Here is a 23,475-nt window from a genome sequence, read left to right as displayed (position 1 = left end):
GTTGATTATGATTTAGGGGGAAGTATTTTGGAATTTATCGTACCTATCACAGGAAATGTAAAACATTCGATTACTTTGGATCCGACGGTTTGGATTTTTGACGACCGCCGTATAGATCTGGACGTTTTCTTTACGGAAGATTTCGTGGAACGCGATGAAATGGAAGAGTATAAAGAAAAAATGGGCAAGCACTGGTCGAGAGAAATTATGGAAGGGGCCACTTACCCTCCAACGTTAAAGAGTGAAAAACGTTATGAGAAGGATAAGATGCTGACCGGCAGCTTCGCAATTGTTCTGGAGCCGTTTATTAATAACGCGGAGCCGAATGCCGGTGCTAAAACATTTACAATTATTACTAAAGACAATGAAAAATACACGTATCCACTGTCGGAATCAGCTGACATACTTTTCAAGTTCAGTCATGAAGGCAAGCCTCTGCGCGAAGACGGGCCTGTCCATGTACTGCTCAGAGACGGGTCGAACAGAGAGTCACCGATTCGTAATGTGCAAGCGATCCAAGTGGATTGAAGGAGATGACCGCATGCGTGTCAAGTGCGTCCTGTGCGACCAAATCAATCAGTTAGAAGATGGCGATCCTCTTGCTAAAAAGCTGAGAAACAAGCCGATCCATACGTATATGTGCCCTTCCTGCCGAGAGCGCATCAGTGAAAAGACAGAAGCACGGTTAGCAACAGGCAACTTCATCTTCTACCGGAGTTCCCATTTAACTGAAAAGGATTTTTAATAGGTAAACTCCGCTGTGCAGGTTTTGTGCAGCGGAGTTTTTAATTAAAAAATAATAATGGGTTGTAGTTGAGATACCGTTTCCCTGCGTTACAGACGGACGCGTTCCGGAGGGCCCGCGGTGAGCCAAGCGAACAGCGAAGGGTTCGCTTTGCCGTATTTCTGCGGTCTTTGCAAAAATTAAGGCAAACTGTGCTCATAACGCTACGCTTTTATTCGCAAAAGCCTTTCTTCGTAAAGGCTTTCGCTCCCCCAAGTCGGCTCACCTGTCGGGCTGATCCTCCCGGAGTCGCCGTCTTCCACTTCGGTACACTGGCTGGTATTTCAGGACTTTTTATGTGGTTAGCAGTATGAGCATGCTGTCTATGACTTTTATATTTGATATGGCGTTCATGCAATACTTCAGATTAACCAAGGGTGCAGATCACTGTGATTCATGCGGTTGCAAAGTCAAGAAACGAAAACAGACCAATTAAACTTGTACCCTGCAAAAAAGCAGCATGTCATACATTCCCCACGCCAGCGTAGGCGCAACTGCGGGGTCGGCCGTTGCTATGAGACTGCTGGCATGCTCTTCGCCAGTAGGCTCATAGCGTAAGGCCATCCCCCAGCGCCGAAGCGGGTTTAAACTGCAAACACACACCTCAGTCAAACTGCTTGCAAAGTCGAGAAACGAAACCACACCATACCAACTAAATCCACAACATACCGAATAGCTGCCCATGCCCTGCATTCCACATACCAGCTCAGGCGCAACTGCAGAGCGGCTATGAGCGCGGAAGCCGGTTCAATGATCACAACGAGATGCTTTATGATCACGCGGCCGAGCCGAATGATCACAGGGCAGGTGTGTATGAGCGGTTGAGACTGGACTATGAGCGCTTGAGCGGATACTATGATCATCCGCCAACCTTCTTTGGCAGATAGCCGCACTCTCCGCCACCAGGCTCATGGCGTAAGGCAATCCCCCAGCGCCGCAGCGTATTTAAACTGCAAACACAACACACACTTCATTCAAACTGCCCGCAAAGTCGAGAAACGGAAGCACAAAAAAACTCCGCTGTTATTGCACAGCGGAGTCTTTCTTGTATTCGTTCATTCGGCGTACGCGGTAAATAATCAGAATGGCAGCGGCGACGATCAAGCCTTCCACGATCGGAAGGAAAAAAGCTAAAAACGTCAGCACTAGGCAGCCAATAAATAAAAACGTATATATAACCGCGTTCTGCCAAAAGCTGATCTTTTTTGCAAAACCAAGCTTGTACACAATAGCAGACATGATGAAAATGAGGGCCAACAGAATATAGCCGGCTACGTCGAAATTAGGCGCCAGTTCATAAACCATACGCGCAATTCCGGACATCCGATTGTAGACCATCTCTGAATCCTCTACTCTCATTCCATACATTCCCTTCTATCTATATTATTCGCCAAGTTTTTTTCTTTTATTTGCACGGTCACGTTCACTCTTATCAAGAACCTTCTTGCGTAAACGGATCGTTTGTGGCGTAATTTCACAATACTCGTCGTCCCCAATATACTGGAGTGCCTCTTCAAGTGACATAATACGAGGTTTTTTCGTTGTAACCGTCTGGTCTTTCGTAGCGGAACGAACGTTTGTCGCATGCTTGACTTTTGTCAAGTTGATCGTCAAGTCGCTGTCGCGGTTACTTTCTCCAACTACCATACCCGCATAGATCTCAGCACCCGTTTCAACAAACATGGTACCTCGGTCTTCCAGCTGCATCACACCATACCCTGTAACTGTTCCGTTTTCCATGGAAACAAGAACTCCATGACGGCGCCCGCCAATTTTACCTGATGTTACTGGCTTATAGCAATCAAATGTATGATTCAAAATACCATAGCCGCGAGTTAGTGTAAGGAATTCTGTTGTATAACCAATCAATCCGCGTGCAGGCACTAAGAAAATCAGACGAACTTGTCCATTTCCGTTATTGATCATGTCAATCATTTCACCTTTACGCTCACCGATAGACTCAATGATTGAGCCTGTGTGCTCTTCCGGTATATCAATTTGTACACGTTCAAATGGTTCTGAACGGACACCATCAATATCTCGGATGATAACTTGCGGTTTAGATACCTGAAGTTCGAATCCTTCACGGCGCATGTTTTCAATTAATATTGACAAATGCAGCTCACCGCGTCCTGAAACTATCCATTCATCCGGAGAATCTGTTTGATCTACACGTAAAGAAACATCTGTCTCCAACTGCTGATCTAAACGCTCCTGAATTTTACGCGCTGTTACCCATTTACCTTCGCGACCTGCAAAAGGGCTGTTGTTTACTAAGAAACGCATTTGAAGTGTCGGCTCATCAACGTGAAGTTCCGGAAGAGCTTCCGGATGATCAGTTGGGCAAACCGTCTCTCCAACGTCAATATTACCCATACCTGAAACGGCAACCAAATCTCCTGCATAAGCTTCTTCAACTTCTACTCTTTTAAGGCCCATAAAGCCATATAATTTGGTTACTCGAAGGTTTTTCACAGAACCGTCACGTTTCAAAACGGAAACTTGTTCTCCAACTTTCATTGTACCACGGAAAATACGTCCGATACCGATACGTCCAACATAGTCATTGTAATCCAAAAGTGATACCTGGAACTGCAACGGCTCTTCGCGGTTATCAACAGGTGCCGGAATATTTTCTAAGATGGAATCATAAAGAACACGAAGCGTGTCTTCTTGTGCAGCTGGATCCGGTGACAGACTTGCTGTTCCGTTAAATCCTGATGCATATACAACAGGGAATTCCAATTGCTCATCGTTTGCATCCAGCTCGATGAATAATTCTAACACTTCATCTACTACTTCTTCAGGACGTGCAAAGTCGCGGTCAATTTTATTAACGACGACGATTGGCTTCAAATTCGTTTCAAGTGCTTTCTTCAGTACGAAACGAGTTTGAGGCATACAACCTTCAAAAGAATCGACAACAAGGATCACGCCGTCTACCATGCGCAAGATCCGTTCAACTTCTCCACCGAAGTCCGCGTGTCCAGGTGTATCCATAATATTGATTTTTGTACCTTTATATTCAATAGCTGTGTTTTTAGCTAGAATCGTTATTCCGCGCTCACGTTCCAACTCATTGGAATCCATTGCTCGCTCTTCCACGTGCTCATTTGATCGGAAAATACCTGATTGTTTTAACAGCTGGTCAACTAAAGTAGTTTTACCGTGGTCTACGTGGGCGATAATTGCTATATTTCTAAGATCTGTACGCTCGTTTGTCATTTTTTCACTCCGTTTATCTTTTTTCAGATGTTCAACTGTGTTATTATAGCACAAGATAGTACAATTCAATAATATTTAATTTTATTTGGAGGGATTTTTTTGAAAAACATTAAGTGGATTTTCGTAATCTATTCACTTGCAGCTGTTTTGTCTATGTCTGCAATCGGCGTTGGAATAGGCATGCGCAGCATTTTACTTGTCGTTCTTGCCATCGTTGCCCTCGTCTTAATTATGGGTAATGGATTTAAAACAAAAGCCCGCATGCGTCGCGAAGGAACTCTATAAGCTCCTATTATATACAATTTTGCCGAAATATAGGTAAAGGGACTGCAAATTAAACCGCATCGGTTTAACAAACAGCCCCTTTTTTATTTTAGTCGGATATAATTTGTCAATATTTCTTTATGCAAGTTAGGACGTGTCACAATAAATGAGTCCGTTCCAAGTAAATGCGGTGCTTCCCCCTGCAAGTTTGTAGCCAGCGCCCCGACTTCCTGCGCAATGACGATGCCCCCCGCTATATCCCACGGCGCCAAGCGCATGGAAATATATGCATCAATTCTTCCAGATGAAACGTAAGCCAGCTCAATTGCCGCTGAACCGTATGAACGTGTCCCCCTGCAGCGAGTGACCAATTGAATAATCTTATCATTATCCACTTTTGCATTCGGCGCTACCCAGCTCGCATTGATACCGATCACCGCTTCTTCGAGAGGTGTGATTTCCAGCTGCGGAAGCCGCTCGTCGTTAAAGTAGGCACCTTCGTTTTTTGCTGCGTGGTATAAATCGTCCGCCATCACATCATATATGTAACCCAGCATCCCCACGCCGTCTACATAAATCCCCAATGAAATCGCAAAATTCCTTTTTTGATGGATAAAGTTCATGGTTCCGTCAATCGGGTCCAAAAACCACACCGTTCCATCCAATGAAGAAATTCGATCTCCAAATCCTTCTTCTGATACAATTTTGTGATCAGGAAAGTCTTCCTTTACCCGTTCAATGAAGAAACGTTCCACTTCTTTATCGATATTCGTTACTAAATCGTTAGCATCAGACTTTGAATCGATATCTATCGTATTAAAAAAGGACACACGTATTTTGTGGCCAGCTTCTTTTATCAACGATTTTGCATAGCGATCGATTGCATTAAGATTCATCTTGCCACCTCTTCCCATTCCGACTAGTGCTAGTATAACATAGAGCAGAAGGAACAAAAGAGAAAACGGTTACACCTGATTAAGTAAAAAGGCATCCCGTCACATTTTCTTCAATTCTGAAGTAAATGAGGGATGCCTCTTACTAATGATGGACTCTCACGCTGTGAAAACATCTAAAGTCTCCAGCTCATTATGAATCTCCGCCAAACGCTCTTTACTTTTCTCGACTTGTTTCGTGTCTTCTTCCTGCAATGCATCATACAGAGTAGCTAATTCGTAATCAAGTTCCAAATGCAGCGTCCGGAGATATTCTCTTTCCACATCTTCTTTACGAATAAAATGAACGACTTGTTTCATGAGTAAGCACCCCTTTAATTAGTTTTAGCTGAACTAACCGGCTTATAATAAGGTATGTGAAAATTCCGACTTTAAGTGGTTAGAAGCCTTGTTATTTTAAATTATTCCCCGTTTATTGATAAGATAAACGTAGACATTACAAACTGGAGGAGAATTTTATTGACTAGAACGTATTGGAACGCAAGTGATTTTGATGTTTTTTCGATTCATGGTCTGGAATATCGGATGGAGGCGCTGCAGGAAAAGATTCAGCCGAAGTTCAGAGATTTGGGAAATCATTTTTCACACCACCTTTCTGCGCATGGGAAGGGAGAATTTTTCCCGCACGTCGCTAAACATGCCAGACGGACAGTAAATCCGCCTAAAGATAGCTGGGTCGCTTTCGCTCCTGCCAAGAGAGGATATAAAGCGCTGCCTCACTTTCAGATTGGCTTATGGGGCACTCATTTATTCATCGTTCTGGCAATTATTTATGAAAATCCTGATAAAAAAGGAATTGCCGAACGACTGGAAAAGAATTTGGATGAACTTCTTTCCCTGCCCGAAGATTTTATTGTTTCCGGAGATCATATGAAGCCGGAAGCAGAGACAATCAGCGACACAGGCAGAGAAGGCCTCGAGAAAATTCTCGAGCGTCTGCAGACTGTCAAAAAAGCAGAATTTCTTGTAGGACGCCATCTGCCCGAAGAACAAGCAGTCAAAATGACAGAGGAAGAGTTTTATCGCTATGCGGATGAAACTTTCAATCGCTTACTTCCAATTTATGATATAGTAATCCATTCTTCCGATTGCTATTCATTGAAATGAAAAAACGATGACCGGAAATTTTCCAGGTCATCGTTTTTTTATATTTTCAACTGATCACCGGACACGCTTTCCTTCGCAAGTTTCACCACTCGGAAAGCAACATATCCACTGCTGTCTTCAAACTCTTTGCAGATCGTTTTTTCCTCTGCCATTGAGGGAACCACTTTTTTAAATAATCGATAGTGTTTCATAAAATCTTCCCGATCAACAGAAGATTCATATGCCTTCTCTACCTGGTTGAAAAAATCGATAACTGCAACCACTTCGTCAGTCGACCAATCCGCACGAAGCGGATATTGATACTCTGCCATCTATTGACCTCCTTATCCTTCGCTCCATTTTTTCCGCACCGCTTCAGCTTCACTGCACATCCGGGCAAACAGTTCCGCAACTGTCGGGACGTCTTTTATCATACCTGTAACTTGACCGGCCCAGCCGAACCCATCTTGTTCAGATCCTTCATGAATAAATTTACAGTTAGCTTCTCCACTAATATAATCTTTTAATCCTTCATAACCCGCGTCTTCAGATTCCAGTTGTAAAATCTTTGATGTCCACTCATTTGAAAGAGCACGTGCAGGCGCGCCGATTGTCCGCTTGATCACAGCGGTATCTGTCTCAGTGCAGGCCAGCAGCGCTTCGATGTAAGCCGGGGAAGCATCGACGCACTCTTTAGTTGCAATGAAACGTGTACCCATCTCAATACCCTCAGCACCTAACGCCTGTGCCGCCATCCAGCCGCGTCCGTCACCAATCCCGCCTGAACCAATTACTGGAATGCTTACAACGTCCACAATACGCGGAATCAGAACCATCGTGCCGACGTCATCGCGTCCAAGATGGCCACCGCCTTCCTGACCAACCGCAATGACAGCGTCCGCCCCAATCTCTTCCGCTTTTTGCGCCTGTCTCCTGGAGGCTGTCAGGACCAGTTTTTTCACCGAGGTTCCTTTCAGCATATCAAATAAAGGTGCAGGATTTCCGCCGGTCACAGAAATGATCTCGATATTTTCTTCCAGTGCCACTTCCACCATCGCTTCAAATGATCTTCCATGATTGCCGATTGCGAAATTTACACCAAATGGCCTGTCAGTCTTCTGACGCACTTTATGAATCTCCTGCTTTAATGCTTCTGGAGAAGGCAGACTCATAGCCGTAATCTGCCCCAGCCCGCCGGCTTCAGATACCGCCGCAGCAAGATCAGCATATGCTAAGTAGGCAAGTCCTCCTTGTACAATCGGATAGTCAATTCCAAATAACTCTGTCACTCTCGTATTCCAGTTCAAGGCCTCTCTCCTTTTCCATTGAAAAACAACCCATGAGAAATGTTTCCCATGGGCTGTGATATCATGCTGTTTTATTTTGTCATCATGTGGATCGGCTTTCCAAGAGCAACTTCAGCTGCTTCCATGGAAATCTCACCTAATGTTGGGTGTGCGTGGATCGTCATGGATACATCTTCAAGTGTCATGCCCGCTTCAATGGCTAAGCCCATTTCAGCAATCATGTCAGATGCATTTTCCCCAACGATTTGTGCGCCCAGAAGCAGCCCGTCTTCCTTGCGTGCAACCAGCTTCACGAAGCCTTCTGTTGCATCCAATGAAAGTGCACGGCCGTTTGCTGCGAACGGGAATTTACCGCTCACTACGTCATAACCTTCATCTTTAGCCTGTTTTTCATTCAAGCCGACAGTCGCAAGTTCCGGATCTGTAAAGCAGACAGCAGGAATTGCCATGTAGTCCACTTCCGATTTTTCTCCTGCAATAGCTTCAGCAGCCACTTTCGCCTCATAAGAAGCTTTGTGCGCCAGCTGAGGACCCGCTACAATATCACCGATTGCATAGACATTCGGCACATTTGTACGGCACTGCTTGTCTACTTCGATAAGACCGCGGTCAGACATATTCAAGCCTAGTCCTTCGAGACCAATTTCGTCTGTGTTCGGACGGCGGCCGACTGTTACTAAACAATAGTCCGCTTCCACTTTCACTTCTTCGCCTTTAGCTTCATACGTTACGATGACGCCGTCTTTTGTTTCTTCAACGCCTTTAGCAGATGCTTTTACAACTACTTCAACGCCTTTTTTCTTCAGGCCTTTTTTCACAATTTGTGTCATTTGTTTTTCAAAGCCTGCAAGAATATCGTCAGCACCTTCAAGAATCGTAACTTCAGAACCAAGGTTTGCATAAGCAGAACCCAGCTCAGTTCCGATATAACCGCCGCCGACAACGACTAGCTTTTTAGGAAGTTCTTTTAAAGCTAGCGCGCCTGTAGAATTGATTACACGGTCAGTGAATTTGAAAGATGGAATTTCAACAGGACGTGCACCAGTTGCGATGATCACGTTATTGAATTTATATGTCTGAGCAGATTTATCTGTCATAACTCGTACAGTATTCGCATCAACAAAATATGCTTCGCCTTCTACTGTTTCCACTTTATTACCTTTTAACAAACCTGAAACGCCGCCTGTCAATTTAGAAACTACGCTTTCTTTAAACTTCATTGCTTTAGAAAAATCCAGTTTGACAGATTCAGCAGTGATTCCCATAGCATCAGAATCTTGAGCTGCCACGAAACGGTGCCCAACAGAAATCAATGCTTTGGACGGAATACAGCCAACGTTTAAACAAACGCCGCCAATCGTATTTTTTTCTACAATCGTTACTTTCTGTCCAAGTTGCGCTGCGCGGATTGCTGCAACATATCCTCCCGGGCCTGAACCTACTACGAGTGTATCTACTTCAATTGGAAAATCTCCTACTACCATGTGCTTTACGCCTCCATTAATAAAAGTGATGGATTACCTAGTAATTCCTTAAGATAGTTTAACGCTAATTGTCCCGTTACGCCATCAATTACTCGGTGATCGAATACCAAAGATAATGCTAACATAGGTGCTGCTGTAATTTCACCATTTTTTACTACAGGTTTTTCAGATATTCTTCCGACACCTAAAATGGCTACTTCAGGGTGATTAATAATCGGTGTGAACCAAAGTCCGCCGGCAGAACCGATATTCGTGATGGTACAGGATGCACCCTTCATTTCTGCTGCCTGAAGTTTCCCGTCACGCGCTTTTCCAGCCAATTCATTCACTTCATTTGAAATATGGAATACGGATTTGCGATCTGCATTTTTCACGACCGGCACCATTAGGCCGCGGTCAGTATCTGCAGCGATCCCGATATTGTAGTAATGTTTCTGAATCAATTCTTCTGTTGCGTCGTCAAGTGACGTATTCAATTGCGGGAATTCACGCAAAGTCGCAACCAGCGCTTTCACTACATACGGCAAGTATGTTAATTTAATATCGCGCTCTGCTGCAATTGCCTTGAATTCTTTGCGGTGCGCAACAAGCGCTGTCACATCGACTTCATCGAGTAATGTAACGTGAGCCGCTGTATGTTTTGAATTCGACATGGCTTTCGAGATCGCTTTGCGCATCGGCGAAAGCTTTTCGCGAGTTTCAGGGAATTCACCTTCAAAAACAGGTTGTTGTTTCGGAGTTGACGTTTCTCCACCTGTCTGCTCCGCTGCTTCCTGAATTTCCACATTTTCAGTTGCCGGCTGCTGCTGTCCGCCAGCCTTGAATGTATCGATATCTTCTTTCAGTACACGGCCATTTTTTCCGCTGCCTGCAACTTGCACAATCATGACATCTTGCTCTCGCGCGTATTTACGCACAGAAGGCATCGCAATCACTCTGCGGTTTTCATCTGGACTCTCTGCAGGTGTTGAAGCTGTTTCCTTCTTCGGCCCAGCAGACGGTTTGTCATCTGCAGGCTGTTCAGGTTTCTTAGCCCCTTCCACACCAGCTGTTTCTTGCACCTGTTCATGTGATTTTTCTGCACTGGCTTCTTCTGAAGATGAATCCGCACTCTCGTCGTCTTCATGGTCAGGGATATCATGATCCGGCGCGTCGAAACGAACTAACTTGTCTCCGACTACCGCCACCGTACCTTCGCTGACATAGATTTCTTCGATAGTCCCTGAAACAGGGGACGGGATTTCCACAACTGCTTTATCATTTTGTACCTCTAACAGCGTGTCATCTTCCTGGATCGTATCGCCCGGTTTCACAAACCATTTTACGATCTCTCCTTCATGTATACCTTCTCCAATGTCTGGTAAACGAAATTCATAGGTCACGTAATTCACCCTTTCTGTAATATCCGGCATTCATTTCAAATCAACTTCATTCGAAATGAACACCGGACTCAATTAAAATGTTAGGACTTCTTTAGCTTTCGCTGCAATATCTTTCGCATTTGGCAGCCAAGTACTTTCACCGGCAGCAAATGGATACACTGTATCTGGAGCTGTTACCCGTAAAACAGGTGCTTCTAAACTTAGGATTGCGCGTTCTGTAATTTCTGCCACGACATTCGCTGCGATTCCCGCTTGGCGCTGCGCTTCCTGCACGACGATCGCACGGTTCGTTTTTTCTACTGATTTGATGATAGTTTCTACGTCTAACGGCTGGATCGTACGCAAGTCAATTACTTCAACCGAGTAATCTTCTTTTTCCAATGCTTCTGCCGCTTTCAGACTTTCCTGAACCATCGCACCGTATGCAATAATCGTCAAATCGTTTCCTTCGCGCTTGACATCAGCTTTTCCTAGAGGAATCGTATACTCTTCTTCAGGAACTTCCTGTCTGAATGAACGGTATAATTTCATATGTTCCAAGAAAATTACCGGATTATCATCTTTAATTGCCGAAATGAGCAATCCTTTTGCGTCGTAAGGAGTTGAAGGAATGACTACCGTCAGACCCGGCTGTGAAGCGACAATTCCTTCGAGACTGTCCGCGTGCATTTCAGGAGTCGCCACACCGCCGCCAAATGGCGCACGGATCGTAACTGGCGCGTTGAAATGGCCGCCTGTTCTGAAGCTCATTCTCGCCATCTGGCCGCTGACAGAATCCAGTACTTCGAATAAAAAGCCAAAGAATTGGATTTCCATAATCGGACGGAAGCCGGTTAATGCTAAACCGATTGCAAGCCCGCCAATACCGGACTCTGCAAGCGGCGTATCAAATACGCGGTCTTCCCCGAATTCTTTATGAAGTCCTTCCGTTGCCCGGAAGACACCCCCATTAGCGCCTACGTCCTCCCCGAAGAGTAAGACTTTTTCATCGTTTTTCAGTTCTGTTCGAAGCGCATCTGTGATCGCTTGAATCATTGTCATCTGTGCCATTGGTCAATTCGACTCCTTCCGAGCGTAATTATCTGCTTGTTCCTGTAAGTTAAACGGCATATCGCCTTTATACATGATTTTCATAAAGTCCGTTGCTTTTTGCTTAGGCGCTGCATCAGCTTTCTTGATCGCCTCTTTGATTTCTTCTTTTGCACGTTCAATCACTTTTTCTTCTGCCTCTTTGGACCAGATGCCCTTTTCTTCCAGATACGTTCTGAAACGGACGATCGGATCTTTCTTTTCCCATTCGTCGTCGATATCGGAAGTACGGTAGCGCGTCGGATCATCCCCTGCCATCGTATGTGGCCCGTAGCGGTAACACATAGTCTCAATAAGTGTTGGTCCGTCGCCATTGACTGCACGCTCTCTTGCATCGCGGGTTGCTACATATACTGCCAGCGGATCCATTCCGTCTACAAGTACACTCGGCATGCCTGCCGCCACACCTTTTTGTGCTAATGTTTTAGCCGCAGTCTGAACGTCGCGGTGAGTGGAAATCGCATACTGGTTATTCTGGATAATGAAGATTGCCGGTACTTTATATGCCCCCGCAAAGTTCAATCCTTCATAGAAGTCACCCTGAGATGTACCGCCGTCACCTGTATAAGTGATAACAACTGATTTTTGTCCTTTTTTCTTAAATCCTAGACCCACACCCGCTGCCTGAATATATTGCGCGCCGATAATGATCTGCGGAGGGAAGATATTCAACCCGTCCGGAATGATGCTTCCTTCATAATGGCCTCTTGACCAAAGGAATGCCATTTCTAACGGCCAGCCGTGGAACAAGAGCTGAGGCACATCGCGGTATCCCGGAAGAATGAAATCATCTTTTTCCAACACGTATTGAGATGCCAGCTGTGAAGCTTCCTGACCTGCAGTAGGTGCGTAGAAACCTAATCTGCCCTGTCTGTTCAATGAAATAGAGCGCTGATCCAGAATTCTTGTATAGACCATGCGGTTCATCAACTCGACTAATTCGTCGTCAGAAAGTTTCGGATCCAACTCCTTATCCACAATCTTTCCTTCTTCATTTAAAATTTGTACCATTTCAAATTGGCTTTCAATCAATTGAAGCGCTTTCACCGGATCATATTGATTTCCTTTTTTAGCTACCATATCTGACTCTCTCCTTTATATCTGTATTATATTGTTTTCTAATAAAATGAATACAACGTGGTATATTTTTTAGTATACTCAAAACTGAGCGCGCGGTCAACCATTGTAATCATAGAGTTTCCGTCATTTATCATAGTTTCACAAAAACAATCTGTACTAAGACAACTGCACTTCTGTATTGGTACACCACAACCGTATTCCCTATTTTTCTTGTTATATCAACTTCTCTGAACTCCGTAAAAAAGCAGGGAACACTCTCCCTACTTTTACTTTCCTTATTTAGCCTCTTCTAAACTTTCTAAAACACGCGCTCCCAGCCGATTAACTTCAGCGGTTGATTCATTAAACTCATCAATCGACTGCTGAATGGCAACAGCCAATCCATTTATTTCTTTCACTTTCCTCTGCAGCTGACTCGCACGGACTTCCCGATCTTCTAATTGAGTGTATAACTGAGTCTGTGCATCGATGAGTTTTTTATAATCCATTATGAATTTTTCATGCAAAATATATCGTTCTTCTAGCGTACCCAGCATTTTGTCCACAGTTTTCTTATCTTTTGGTTTTAACACCTTCATCAATTCATCTACTTCATTTGTTTCATCCTTCGCTTCGCTGAGAGCCGTTTCCTCCTTTTCTATCATTTCCATTCTGTTCCCCGACGATTTTTTTAATGAAGCGACCTGCTTCTTCACTTCAGGATATTGTTCCTGCGTAAGCTCCATTGTCTGGGTAAATATCTTTTGTTCTTTCTCTTCCTGTTGATTTAACTTCTTTACAACGCTCAGACTTTGCGATTCTTTTTCATTAATTGCCGCCAGCGCGTCTGTCAGCTGCTGTTTCTCCGATGTTTCTTCAGAGCAGGCGACAAGCAGTAAAGCTATAGATAGCAACAGCATGATCTTTTTCAACATAAAACCTCCTATTTATCTCATACATTTCTCTTTCCCCATTTTTCAGCTTCGTTTATACTTAGTGTAAACTATATACTACTCACCATATCCGAAGGGAAGAATTAAAATGATATTAATGAATGACATTATACGTGAAGGTCACCCTGCATTGCGCGCAAAAGCAAAAGAGATGACCTTTCCATTAAGTACAGAAGACCGCCAATTATGCGATGATCTGCTTGAATACATCGTCAACAGCCAGGATGACGAGCTTTGCGAGAAATATAACTTGCGCTCAGGCATCGGGTTGGCGGCACCGCAAGTGAATGCCTCAAAGAGAGTCTTCGCCCTGCACATTCCGGACGAAGAGCCGCCGCTGACGAACTTCATTGCCATCAATCCAAAGATCATCAGTCATTCCGTAGAAAAGACGTATCTGTCTTCCGGTGAAGGCTGTCTGTCTGTAGATCGTGAAGTGGAAGGTTATGTACCGCGCTATTCCCGTATTACCATCAAAGCGTTTGATAAAGAAGGCAACCCGATAAAAAAACGACTGAAAGGATTGCCTGCAATTGCATTCCAGCACGAGCTGGATCACTTGAACGGTATCATGTTCTATGACCATATTGATGAAAACGCTCCTTATAAGGATATTGATGGAGCTTCCCCATTTGAGAGAGAGTAAAGGAAAAAACCTTGACAGAACAGCAAGATTATGCTATAGTCTTGTCAAGGAGTGATGACGCCATGTATAAACGTCTGAAACGCAAATTGCTTAGACGACTTAATGGCCTGCTCGGTAAAAAGACGATTGCTTAGATATTTACGCCTGCCAAGTAATTGGTGGGCTTTTCTTTATTTTAAAGCATTTAAATGCTATTATTGAAAATATGTCTTATATCGAACGATAAAAAGGAGAGTTCATTATGATCTTTAAAGTTTATTACCATGAAAACGTACACCAAGTACCAGTCCGCGAAAACACACAAAGCCTGTACGTAGAAGCAGAAACAGAGAAAGCAGTGCGTGATCAGCTGCAGGATCGCCAAATTATGATTGAATTTATTCAGAAGCTGGAAGGCGAGCATTTAGAGTACGAACAAGCTTCTTCGCATTTCCAGGTTGAGCAGGTCTAATTTATGAAATCAATTAAAAATAATGAAACAGCCGTTTTCGCTCTGGGCGGACTAGGTGAAATCGGTAAGAATACGTATTGTGTGCAATTCCAAGATGAAATCATCATCATTGATGCCGGAATCAAATTCCCTGAAGATGAACTGCTGGGCATTGACTATGTCATTCCAGATTATACCTATCTTGAGCGCAATGTCGACAAGATCAAAGGGCTTTTTATCACACACGGGCACGAAGACCATATCGGCGGAATTCCTTATCTTTTGAAAAAGATAAATATCCCGGTATACGGCGGGAAACTTGCGATTGGATTGCTGCGCAATAAACTTGAAGAGCATGGATTGCTCCGCACAACAAAGCTTCATGAGATAGAGGAAGATGATTTTATTAAATTCCGTAAAACATCCGTCTCTTTCTTCAGAACGACGCACAGTATTCCCGATGCTTATGGAGTCGTAGTGAAGACACCATCCGGAAACATTGTGCATACGGGAGACTTTAAATTTGATTTTACACCTGTCGGAGAACCCGCCAACTTGCATAAGATGGCGAAAATTGGCAGTGAAGGCGTGCTTTGCCTTCTGTCTGATAGTACAAACGCTGAAATCCCGAATTTCACCATGTCAGAAAGAAAAGTCGGCGAAAGTCTGAATGATATTTTCCGTACAGTAGACGGCCGTATTATTTTTGCAACGTTTGCATCGAATATTCACAGGCTGCAGCAAGTAATTGAAGCAGCACAGAACTTCGACCGCAAAGTTGCAATCTTCGGACGAAGCATGGACAACGCCATTACAATCGGAAGAGAGCTTGGCTACATCGACGCACCGAAAGACCTGTTCGTAGATGCGCAGTCACTTAATCGTCTGCCAGCCAACAAAGTCATGATTCTGTGTACAGGAAGCCAGGGAGAACCTATGGCCGCTCTGTCACGCATCGCGAACGGCACACACAGACAAGTGCAGATTCAGCCTGGAGATACGGTGATCTTTTCTTCATCTCCGATTCCAGGAAACACGCTCAGCGTGAATAAAACAATAAACTCCCTGTTCCGTGCAGGCGCTGAAGTAATTCACGGGCCGCTGAACAATATCCATACGTCAGGCCACGGTTCACAGGAAGAGCAGAAACTGATGCTGCGTCTCATTAAGCCAAAGTACTTCATGCCGATTCACGGCGAGTACCGGATGATGAGCATGCACTCCGAACTTGCCGTTGATTGTGATGTTGAACCTGATAATATCTTTATTATGGGGAACGGCGATGTGCTCGCTCTTACTGATGATTCGGCAAGACTTGCCGGCCGTGTACCTTCCGGAGATGTGTACATCGACGGCAGCGGAATCGGAGATATCGGCAACGTGGTACTGCGCGACCGCCGTATTCTATCGGAAGACGGATTGGTCATTGTCGTAGCTACTATTGATACAAAGAAAAACAGATTGGTATCCGGTCCTGATTTAATTTCCCGCGGATTCGTTTACATGCGTGAGTCCGGCGCGATGATCAACGAAGCGCAGTATATGCTGTCCAAGACATTGCAGCGTAAACTGGCAAGCAAGCCCGACTCCGTTAATCAGCTGAAGAGCGAAATTATTGATACACTGGTTCCGTATCTTTACGAGAAAACGAAACGCAAGCCAATGATTCTTCCAGTAATTATGGAACTGTAAATAAAACACCAAAAAGCAAGTGCATTTTTGCACTTGCTTTTTGGTGTTTTCAGATAGTGTGGATTGAATTGGTGTGATTCCGCTGCTCGACTATGCAGGCAGTTTGAATGGGGTTCGTGTTTGCAGTTTAAACACGCTTCGGCGCTGGGGGATTGCCTTACACCATGAGCCAGCTGGCAAAGACCGCGCCAGTTGTCTCATGGCAACGGCTAACCCCGCAGTTGCGCCTTCGCTGGTATCGAGAATGTATATCATATTGCTTATTTGCAGAGTGCGTGTTTGGTTGGTGTGATTCCGGTTTCACGATTTTGTAATCGGATTAATCGCAAGAATCAAATCCTTTGCAGAGTACTAAGTTTTGCATGAAACACTTAATCTATTGTAATAGTCTATGATGTTATGCTCATACTGCCTACTCACACAAAAAGTATAAAGCACCTGCATAGTGTACCGAAGTGGAAGGCGGCGACTCGGGGAGGATCAGCCCGATAGGATGAGACAACTAAAGGGAGAGAAGCGACCAGTTGGCTCACCGAGGGCCCTCCCGAAAGCGTCCGCCTGAAACGCAGGGAAACGGTCTCTCACCACTTACTATTCTTTAATGCAATGCCTTACGCTCAAATCGGTGAATGTCCAAATCAGAACCGATGACGATCAAAACATCATTCACTTCGATCTGCTCAATCGCCTGCGGTGACACCAATATATGGGTGCCTCTCTTGATCGCGACGATATTTACCCCATACTTTGCACGTATATCCAAATCAATCAAAGAAGAACCTGCAATATAATTATTCGCCTGAATCTCCACAATAGAATACTCGTCAGACAGCTCCAGGTAATCCAAAATATTATTGGACACCAGATTATTCGCAATCCGCTTCCCCATATCCCGTTCAGGATGGACAACTTGGTCTGCTCCGATTTTCCGCAGCACTTTTTCATGATAATCATTTTGTGCCTTTACAGTAATCCGCTGCACACCTATCTCCTTCAAGATAAGAGTCGTCAGAATACTTGACTGGATATTCTCACCAATCGCAATAACCACATGCTCAAAATTCCGGATACCTAAAGACCGTAAAGCCGCCTCATCTGTTGTATCTACTGCGACCGCCTGTGTAGCAATATTCGCATATTCCTCCACACGTTCCTGTGAAATATCAATTGCCATGACATCTGCTTCCAGTTCAATCAGTTCTCTAACGATGCTTCCGCCAAACCGCCCGAGACCGATCACTACGAATTCTTTTTTCATCACATTGCTCCTCACATCAAAATCTGTGCTATCGCAAACCCATTTTAAATTTCAGGAATAACTCATTATACACGCCAAGCGTCTCTAATCCTAAATTCTCATACACTTCGAGATTTTCCCTCGCCTCTTCATTCGGATAAAAACGTTCATCCGTAACCGTTTCTTCATCCATAAAAGCAAGAGCTTCCTTATTAGGGGTGGAATAACCTACATACTCTGCATTCTGGGCAGCTACTTCGGGCTCCAGCATGAAATTAATAAATTTATAAGCACCTTCAATATTTTTTGCTGTTTTCGGTATAACAATATTATCAAACCAAAGATTAGAGCCTTCTTCCGGCACAATATAATCGATGTCTTCATTTTCCGAGATCATATCCGCTGCCTGACCTGACCAAGTGAGTGCGACAGATGCTTCATTATTGATCATCAGCTGCGTCACTTCATCTCCAATTACAGCTTTCACATTCGGTCCCATCGTTTCCAGTTTATCCGTCGCCTCTTTTAACTGTTGCAGACTTGTGGAATTCAGTGAATAACCGTAGGAATTTAATGCGACGCCTATAACTTCTCTCGCACTGTCGACTAAGATGAGTTTTTGGCGAAGTGAGGCGTCCCATAAGCTTTCCCAGCTTTCAAACGTCTGCCCTTCTAATAGTGACGGATTATAAGCAATGCCCAGTGTCCCCCAAAAGTAAGGAATGGAGTACGTATTGTCCGTATCAAACGGTAAGTTCATAAAGTACGGATCGATATTTTTGATATTCGGAATCTTACTGAAATCTAAAGGGATCAGCAATTCCCTGTCCTCCATCATTTGAACGGCATACTCCGAAGGGACCGATAGATCGTAGGAGGTTCCGCCCTGTTCGATCTTCCCCATCATGCCTTCATTCGAATCAAAGGTTTCATAAATGACTTTGATGCCTTCCCGCTCTTCAAATTGCTTCAAAAGATCAGGATCGATATACTCGCCCCAATTATAAACCGTAATCGTATCTTTTCCGGCGCCCCCCGCTTTATGTTCCAGCTGGTAGTTCGTAAACAGCAAGGCAAAAGAAACGAGCAGGATTGCTGCAGCACCGCTGACAAGGCCTTTCATCGCTTCACCCCCTGATCTGCTTTCCGGCTGCCGATCATATAATAACCAAGCACCAGGACCATCGTAATAACGAAAATCAAGCCGGACAGCGCATTAATCGTCAGCGTAATGCCTGTACGTGCCATCGAGTATATTTCTACGGACAGTGTAGAAAAACCATTGCCCGTCACGAAGAAAGTTACCGCGAAATCATCCAATGAATAGGTTAATGCTAAAAAGAAACCCGCAAAAATCCCCGGCTTAATATAAGGAAGCACAACGCGGGTCAGCACGTCTTTTCGCGACGCTCCGAGATCGAGCGCGGCATCCACCAATGTTGTACTCATTTCCTGCAGTTTCGGCAGCACCATGATCACTACAATCGGAATACTGAACGCAATATGCGAAATCAGTACAGATGCGAAACCGAGTTTCACGCCAATTAAAGTGAATAAAATTAGGAAGGATGCCCCTATAATAACATCAGGACTGACAATCAAAATATTATTGAGTGACAGGATCGTCTGCCTCATGGATTTATTTCGCATGAAATAGATCGCAAGTGCACCGATCACTCCAATCGTTGTAGACAGCAATGCCGACAGTAAAGCGATAATGACAGTATTCATAACAATGATCAACAAGCGGGTATCTTGAAATACTGCCTGATAGTGTTCCAGCGTAAAGGATTCAAAATTTGACATGCCGCCGCCCGAATTGAAAGAGTAATATATCAGATAGAAAATCGGCGTATACAAAATCAGGAAAACAACCGCCAGATAGATTTTCGGCAGATTACTTAACTTTCCCATTTGCATTGCCCCCTTTCTCTTTCCCGGATGTCAGCACCATGATTAAGAACATGAAAATAATTAAGAATACAGCGATCGTTGAACCCATTCCCCAGTTCTGCGTGACCAGAAACTGCTGTTCAATCGCAGTCCCGAGTGTAATTACTTTATTCCCGGCGATCAGCCGTGTAATCATGAACAAAGAGAGCGCCGGTATGAATACGACCTGCACGCCCGATTTCACTCCGTCAATCGTCATCGGCCAGATCACCCGCTTAAATGTCACCCACGCATTCGCTCCCAGATCCTTTGAAGCATCCAGCAGCGCAGGATTTATTTTATCCAACGAATTGAATATTGGTAAAATCATAAACGGAATAAATATGTAGACAGAGACAAAAACAAAACTAAAATCAGTAAAGAGTATTTGCTGGCTGCCGATCCCTATTGTATCCAAGAAAGCATTAATCGGTCCGTACAGCCCCATCAGGCCGATGAAAGCATATGTCTTCAGCAATAGATTAATCCACGAAGGAATAATGATCAGCAAAAGCCACAGCTGCTTGTGCTTGGTTTTCGTTAAGAAATAAGCGGTTGGATACGAAATGAGCAACGAGAAGAAGGTAATCAAAAAGGCATACCAGAACGAACTCATCGTCAGCTTAAAATAGACGGACGTGAAAAAGTTGCGGTAATTGCCGAGCGTTAGATTTCCTGATAGATCAAAGAAGGAATAATAGACAATAACCGCTATCGGCGCGAGCACAAACAGCAGCATCCACACAGCATACGGCACGGCATATATAAAGCGCAGCGGATTATTCTTCATCTTCCGCCACTCCAAACGATTCAAGACGCGCATCAAAATCTTCTTCCGATTCATTTAAACGCATGACGTGTATATCAACCGGCGCAAAATCCAAGCCGATCATCGTGCCGACATCCGCAGGCTTCGTGGAATGGACAAGCCACTCATTGCCGTCCGCATCGTAGGTGGACAGCTCGTAATGGACCCCTCTGAATAATTGCGTATCCACGGTGACACTCAGCTTCCCCTGCTCGACAGTCGTCATTTCCAAATCTTCCGGACGGATCACGATATCCACTTTTTCATTCGGGTAAAATCCGCCGTCCACACATTGAAATTGCTTGCCTGTAAACTCCACCAGATAATCTTCTACAATCTTGCCCTTGACAATATTTGATTCCCCAATGAAATCAGCAACAAATCGGTTGATCGGTTCGTCGTAAATATCAATAGGGGTTCCGGATTGCTGAATTTCCCCGTTATTCATCACAAAAATTTCATCTGACATGGCAAGAGCTTCTTCCTGGTCATGCGTGACAAACACGAAAGTTTTCCCCAGGCGCTGCTGCAGTTCACGCAATTCATACTGCATCGCGGAACGAAGCTTCAGATCAAGCGCAGACAGCGGTTCATCCAGCAGAATGACTTCAGGGTCATTAATAATTGCACGCGCAATCGCTACCCGCTGACGCTGTCCGCCAGACATTTCCGTTATTTCGCGGTTTTCATAGCCATCCAGGTTAACAAATTTAAGCGCCTCTTTTACTCTGCGGTCGATGTCATTCTTTTTCACTTTTTTTATGCGCAGACCGAATGCGACATTTTCATAAACGTTTAGATGAGGAAACAGTGCATAATCCTGGAATACGGTGTTGACTTGCCGTTCATTTGCCGGCACGGAATTAATTTTCTTTCCATTAAAGAAGATGTTTCCGTCTGTTGCTTCCGTGAAACCTGCAATCAAGCGCAAAATAGTTGTTTTTCCGCACCCTGAAGGCCCGAGCAATGTATAGAACTTCCCCCGCTCCATTTCAAATGAAACGCGGTCGAGAACAGTCGTTGATTCGTTGTATCGTTTTGTAACGTTTTCAAAGCGAATAATCGGTTGATTGGTCAATATGATTCCTCCCTGCAGTGACATGTAGTCGAGTACTTCAATATGAAGTCTTGTAAACCTAATCATTATACACAAACTATCAGCTAAAGCAAATATAGTCTTGTTTTACAGCCGAAATTTAGATGCAGGAATATGGTCATGAAAATTGTTTTTTCGCGTATGTCATAGTAAAATGAAACCATCTATTAAGGAGGGATTCAGTTGGAAGACCACTTGTTTTTTTATTTGGACTCTGATGCCAAGCGGAATCGAAAATCAGAATCATCTACAAGAGAAAATCAGCTTGAAGGAATTTTTCTGATGAATAATAATAAGATCCGTACATGGAAAGAAATGGCTTCTCATTGTATTGAATGCATGGAGACACTTCATTACAGCGATGAGTTCGATGCACGTTATTGTAAAGATTGTGATGAGTGGCGAGAGATGATTTGTGATCCGAGTTGCGAAACGTGTCAAATACGTCCTTTAAAGCCTTCTGACTGCCAACAAGATTTTGAGTAAACTATAAATAGTTTACCCAAATCCTTTACATATAAGACTTTATCTTGTTTTTAATAATAATTATTATCTTCAAGTCATTCTAATTGTATTTGGATTCATTATTTGATATTCTATATAAGAATTGTGCAGCTCAGATATGATTCTGCACAAAAGATAATTGGAGGGATTTATATTATGGCTGAACGCATGGTAGGTAAACAAGCTCCAGATTTCACAATGGAAGCAGTATTGGCTGACAAATCTTTTGGTAAAGTAAGTTTGCAGGACAACATTAAAAATGACAAATGGACTGTACTTTTCTTCTATCCAATGGATTTCACATTCGTATGTCCGACAGAAATCACTGCGATGTCTGACCGCTATGACGAGTTTGAAGACTTAGATGCAGAAGTAATCGGTGTTTCTACTGATACAATCCATACTCACCTTGCTTGGATCAATACAGATCGCAAGGAAAATGGTCTTGAACAACTTAAATACCCATTAGCAGCAGATACGAACCACACAGTATCACGTGATTATGGCGTATTAATCGAAGAAGAAGGTATCGCATTGCGCGGCCTTTACATCATTAACCCTGAAGGAGAACTTCAGTATCAGACAGTTTTCCATAATAATATCGGGCGTGACGTGGACGAGACTCTTCGTGTTCTTCAAGCATTGCAAACCGGCGGCCTATGCCCTGCAAACTGGCGCCCGGGTGAAAAAACACTTTAATTTTGTACAAGCGTCCCCACGTATTACATCAATCGTGGGGATTTTTTGACAACTACTATAGTTTGCTAGGAGGAACTCTTGATGAAATTACGTACACCAATGCCTGAACTTGATGGTGCAACCGCTTGGTTAAACGGCGAAACTTCTAAATCTGAATTGGTTGGTGAAAAACCGACACTGATTCATTTCTGGTCTGTCAGCTGCCATCTTTGTAAAGAAGCAATGCCAGACGTCAACAGCTTCAGAGATAAATATAAAGAAGAGTTGAACGTAGTAGCTGTACATATGCCGCGTTCAGAAGATGATGTGGATCTTGAGCAAATCAAGGAAGTTGCTGCTGAACACGACATCATTCAGCCAATCTTCGTAGACAGCGAACTAAAACTGAACGATGCATTCGAAAATCAGTATGTCCCTGCGTACTACGTATTCGATAAAGACGGCCAGCTTCGCCATTTCCAAGCAGGCGGCAGCGGCATGAAGATGCTGGAAAAACGCGTCAATCGTGTACTGGACGAAATGAAAAAAGAAGATTAATTTCTCAACGGCTCCTTCTTAGAAGGGGCCGTTTTTTATTTAGCTGGATTTAATTCGAGTATTCCGGTCCTTCGCCAAAACATGTACTTGACAGTTTATTTCATGAGCAGTTTGAGATTTGACTATGATTGCGCAGGGTAGGATGATAAATGGGGGGGATACCGTTTCCCTGCGTTCCAGGCGGACGCGTTCCGGAGGGCCCTCGGTGAGCCAACTGGTCGCTTCGCTCCCTTTAGTTGTCTCATCCTATCGGGCTGATCCTCCCGGAGTCGCCGCCTGGAACGAAGGTACACTGGCTAGTGTTTCAA

The 23,475-nt window shown here is 44.1% G+C and carries 26 protein-coding genes; 10 read left to right on the top strand and 16 right to left on the bottom strand.

Annotated features, from left to right (window positions below; all coding sequences use genetic code 11):
- The first annotated feature begins 27 nt into the window (after nt 1-27).
- Together NCCP2331_RS10940 and NCCP2331_RS10935 are read left to right on the top strand one after the other, a co-directional pair.
- Nucleotides 28-528 carry a peptidyl-prolyl cis-trans isomerase gene (locus tag NCCP2331_RS10940; RefSeq protein WP_251670640.1) on the top strand — a complete coding sequence of 167 codons (501 nt, stop codon included), beginning with the start codon at nt 28-30 and terminating at the stop codon, nt 526-528.
- 13 nt (nt 529-541) lie between these two features.
- Entirely contained in the window at nt 542-745 is a 204-nt protein-coding gene (locus NCCP2331_RS10935) for a YlaI family protein (RefSeq protein WP_153720550.1), read from the top strand.
- Between the two features lie 1,062 nt (nt 746-1,807).
- Here NCCP2331_RS10935 and NCCP2331_RS10930 read toward each other — a convergent pair.
- Both NCCP2331_RS10930 and typA read right to left on the bottom strand, forming a co-directional pair.
- Nucleotides 1,808-2,143: a YlaH-like family protein gene (locus NCCP2331_RS10930; RefSeq protein WP_376776819.1), complete on the bottom strand. Its 336-nt coding sequence runs from the start codon at nt 2,141-2,143 to the stop codon at nt 1,808-1,810.
- A gap of 24 nt (nt 2,144-2,167) precedes the next feature.
- Nucleotides 2,168-4,009 carry a translational GTPase TypA gene (gene typA / locus NCCP2331_RS10925; RefSeq protein WP_251670629.1) on the bottom strand — a complete coding sequence of 614 codons (1,842 nt, stop codon included), beginning with the start codon at nt 4,007-4,009 and terminating at the stop codon, nt 2,168-2,170.
- Nucleotides 4,010-4,108: 99 nt separating this feature from the next.
- Between typA and NCCP2331_RS10920 the strand changes: the two genes are divergently transcribed.
- Entirely contained in the window at nt 4,109-4,294 is a 186-nt protein-coding gene (locus tag NCCP2331_RS10920; protein WP_153720553.1) for a YlaF family protein, read from the top strand.
- 83 nt (nt 4,295-4,377) lie between these two features.
- Here NCCP2331_RS10920 and NCCP2331_RS10915 read toward each other — a convergent pair whose 3' ends face one another.
- Entirely contained in the window at nt 4,378-5,169 is a 792-nt protein-coding gene (locus NCCP2331_RS10915) for an inositol monophosphatase family protein (RefSeq protein WP_251670618.1), read from the bottom strand.
- Nucleotides 5,170-5,325: 156 nt separating this feature from the next.
- Nucleotides 5,326-5,526, bottom strand: a complete 201-nt coding sequence (locus NCCP2331_RS10910; RefSeq protein ID WP_153720555.1) for a hypothetical protein — start codon at nt 5,524-5,526, stop codon at nt 5,326-5,328.
- Nucleotides 5,527-5,685: 159 nt separating this feature from the next.
- Between NCCP2331_RS10910 and NCCP2331_RS10905 the strand changes: the two genes are divergently transcribed.
- A complete protein-coding gene (locus tag NCCP2331_RS10905; protein WP_251670615.1) occupies nt 5,686-6,333 on the top strand; it encodes a YktB family protein in 648 nt (215 codons plus the stop codon).
- 38 nt (nt 6,334-6,371) lie between these two features.
- Here NCCP2331_RS10905 and NCCP2331_RS10900 read toward each other — a convergent pair whose 3' ends face one another.
- The 7 genes from NCCP2331_RS10900 to NCCP2331_RS10870 form a co-directional block, all read right to left on the bottom strand.
- On the bottom strand, nt 6,372-6,644 hold the full coding sequence (locus NCCP2331_RS10900; RefSeq protein WP_153720557.1) for a UPF0223 family protein: 273 nt from the start codon (nt 6,642-6,644) through the stop codon (nt 6,372-6,374).
- Nucleotides 6,645-6,656: 12 nt separating this feature from the next.
- Nucleotides 6,657-7,619: an NAD(P)H-dependent flavin oxidoreductase gene (locus NCCP2331_RS10895; protein WP_251670613.1), complete on the bottom strand. Its 963-nt coding sequence runs from the start codon at nt 7,617-7,619 to the stop codon at nt 6,657-6,659.
- 71 nt (nt 7,620-7,690) lie between these two features.
- Nucleotides 7,691-9,103: a dihydrolipoyl dehydrogenase gene (lpdA, locus tag NCCP2331_RS10890; RefSeq protein WP_251670610.1), complete on the bottom strand. Its 1,413-nt coding sequence runs from the start codon at nt 9,101-9,103 to the stop codon at nt 7,691-7,693.
- A gap of 5 nt (nt 9,104-9,108) precedes the next feature.
- Nucleotides 9,109-10,485: a dihydrolipoamide acetyltransferase family protein gene (locus NCCP2331_RS10885; protein WP_153720560.1), complete on the bottom strand. Its 1,377-nt coding sequence runs from the start codon at nt 10,483-10,485 to the stop codon at nt 9,109-9,111.
- Between the two features lie 72 nt (nt 10,486-10,557).
- Complete coding sequence (locus NCCP2331_RS10880) at nt 10,558-11,535, bottom strand: alpha-ketoacid dehydrogenase subunit beta (RefSeq protein ID WP_153720561.1); 978 nt, start codon at nt 11,533-11,535, stop codon at nt 10,558-10,560.
- A gap of 3 nt (nt 11,536-11,538) precedes the next feature.
- Nucleotides 11,539-12,654 carry a pyruvate dehydrogenase (acetyl-transferring) E1 component subunit alpha gene (gene pdhA, locus NCCP2331_RS10875; RefSeq protein WP_153720562.1) on the bottom strand — a complete coding sequence of 372 codons (1,116 nt, stop codon included), beginning with the start codon at nt 12,652-12,654 and terminating at the stop codon, nt 11,539-11,541.
- A gap of 275 nt (nt 12,655-12,929) precedes the next feature.
- Nucleotides 12,930-13,568 (bottom strand): YkyA family protein, encoded by a 639-nt coding sequence (locus tag NCCP2331_RS10870; RefSeq protein ID WP_153720563.1) that lies wholly within the window; start codon nt 13,566-13,568, stop codon nt 12,930-12,932.
- A 106-nt stretch (nt 13,569-13,674) separates the two neighbouring features.
- On the opposite strand from NCCP2331_RS10870, the gene def reads away from it, so the two are divergent.
- The 3 genes from def to rnjA all read left to right on the top strand — a co-directional run bounded on the left by def (nt 13,675) and on the right by rnjA (nt 16,354).
- Nucleotides 13,675-14,232, top strand: a complete 558-nt coding sequence (gene def / locus NCCP2331_RS10865; RefSeq protein WP_153720564.1) for a peptide deformylase — start codon at nt 13,675-13,677, stop codon at nt 14,230-14,232.
- Between the two features lie 241 nt (nt 14,233-14,473).
- On the top strand, nt 14,474-14,683 hold the full coding sequence (locus tag NCCP2331_RS10860; RefSeq protein ID WP_153720565.1) for a DNA-dependent RNA polymerase subunit epsilon: 210 nt from the start codon (nt 14,474-14,476) through the stop codon (nt 14,681-14,683).
- 3 nt (nt 14,684-14,686) lie between these two features.
- The gene (gene rnjA / locus NCCP2331_RS10855; RefSeq protein WP_251670607.1) at nt 14,687-16,354 is read left to right on the top strand and encodes a ribonuclease J1; all 1,668 of its coding nucleotides are present in this window, start codon (nt 14,687-14,689) and stop codon (nt 16,352-16,354) included.
- Nucleotides 16,355-16,952: 598 nt separating this feature from the next.
- On the opposite strand, the gene NCCP2331_RS10850 is transcribed toward rnjA, so the two are convergent.
- The 5 genes from NCCP2331_RS10850 to NCCP2331_RS10830 are packed head-to-tail and all read right to left on the bottom strand — an operon-like array spanning nt 16,953 to nt 21,409.
- The gene (locus NCCP2331_RS10850) at nt 16,953-17,612 is read right to left on the bottom strand and encodes a potassium channel family protein (protein WP_153720567.1); all 660 of its coding nucleotides are present in this window, start codon (nt 17,610-17,612) and stop codon (nt 16,953-16,955) included.
- A gap of 28 nt (nt 17,613-17,640) precedes the next feature.
- A complete protein-coding gene (locus NCCP2331_RS10845; protein ID WP_153720568.1) occupies nt 17,641-18,714 on the bottom strand; it encodes an ABC transporter substrate-binding protein in 1,074 nt (357 codons plus the stop codon).
- Nucleotides 18,711-19,505 (bottom strand): ABC transporter permease, encoded by a 795-nt coding sequence (locus tag NCCP2331_RS10840; RefSeq protein WP_251670604.1) that lies wholly within the window; start codon nt 19,503-19,505, stop codon nt 18,711-18,713. The genes NCCP2331_RS10845 and NCCP2331_RS10840 overlap by 4 nt, the downstream gene beginning before the upstream one ends.
- Entirely contained in the window at nt 19,489-20,313 is an 825-nt protein-coding gene (locus NCCP2331_RS10835) for an ABC transporter permease (protein ID WP_251670601.1), read from the bottom strand. Before NCCP2331_RS10835 ends, NCCP2331_RS10840 begins: the two co-directional genes overlap by 17 nt.
- Nucleotides 20,303-21,409 carry an ABC transporter ATP-binding protein gene (locus NCCP2331_RS10830; RefSeq protein ID WP_194841016.1) on the bottom strand — a complete coding sequence of 369 codons (1,107 nt, stop codon included), beginning with the start codon at nt 21,407-21,409 and terminating at the stop codon, nt 20,303-20,305. Before NCCP2331_RS10830 ends, NCCP2331_RS10835 begins: the two co-directional genes overlap by 11 nt.
- A gap of 201 nt (nt 21,410-21,610) precedes the next feature.
- Here NCCP2331_RS10830 and NCCP2331_RS10825 point away from each other — a divergent pair, with 201 nt between their 5' ends.
- From NCCP2331_RS10825 to NCCP2331_RS10815, 3 genes are all read left to right on the top strand, one after another.
- Nucleotides 21,611-21,913: a hypothetical protein gene (locus NCCP2331_RS10825; protein WP_251670598.1), complete on the top strand. Its 303-nt coding sequence runs from the start codon at nt 21,611-21,613 to the stop codon at nt 21,911-21,913.
- A gap of 174 nt (nt 21,914-22,087) precedes the next feature.
- Nucleotides 22,088-22,630, top strand: a complete 543-nt coding sequence (locus NCCP2331_RS10820; protein WP_153720572.1) for a peroxiredoxin — start codon at nt 22,088-22,090, stop codon at nt 22,628-22,630.
- Nucleotides 22,631-22,711: 81 nt separating this feature from the next.
- Nucleotides 22,712-23,167 (top strand): TlpA family protein disulfide reductase, encoded by a 456-nt coding sequence (locus NCCP2331_RS10815; RefSeq protein WP_251670595.1) that lies wholly within the window; start codon nt 22,712-22,714, stop codon nt 23,165-23,167.
- Nucleotides 23,168-23,475 lie beyond the last annotated feature (308 nt).

This window comes from Sporosarcina sp. NCCP-2331 (assembly GCF_023707945.1).
Lineage (GTDB): Bacteria > Bacillota > Bacilli > Bacillales_A > Planococcaceae > Sporosarcina > Sporosarcina cascadiensis.
The sequence above is the reverse complement of the archived record's forward strand: the minus strand, read 5'-3'. Positions and strand labels throughout refer to the sequence as shown.